Below are 482 nucleotides of genomic sequence, written 5' to 3' on the forward strand. Positions count from 1 at the left end.
TTGCGCGGGATCGGGCCGAGCGAGGCCATGGCGCCGCCGCAGCCCGGACAGATGTCCAGGGATCGTCCTGTGAGACAGCGGTAACGCTGGCGATAGTCGGCGGTCGGGTCCGGCGTCGGCGGCGTGGGCGCCGCCAGAAGAAGACGGCACTGGGCGAGCTTGGCGACGCGATGGCCGTTGGCGAAAAGGCCGTAATGGCGGATGCGATGGAATCCGTCTGGAAGAGCGTGCAGCAGGAAGCGCCGGATGAACTCGTCGGCGCTTAAGGTCATGAGCTTGTGCTTGGACTTGTCGTGGTGGCGATAGTCCTTCCAGCGGAAGCTGACCTTTCCCTGGTCCAGGCTCACGAGGCGGCTGTTGGCGATGGCGATGCGATGGGTGTAGCGGCCCAGATAGGCGAGGACCTGTTCGGGACCGCCGAACGGGGGCTTGGCGTAGACGACCCATTCGATCCGCTTCAGTCCAGCCAGTTGGGCGCAGAA

Annotated in this window: 1 protein-coding gene; it reads right to left on the bottom strand. The window is 65.4% G+C overall.

The genetic code is table 11. The features are described 5' to 3' along the window. On the bottom strand, positions 1-482 hold a 482-nt coding region (locus tag ACWGTO_RS33840; protein WP_454578999.1), incomplete at both ends, for an IS91 family transposase.

The organism is Mesorhizobium sp. PL10 (assembly GCF_053714315.1).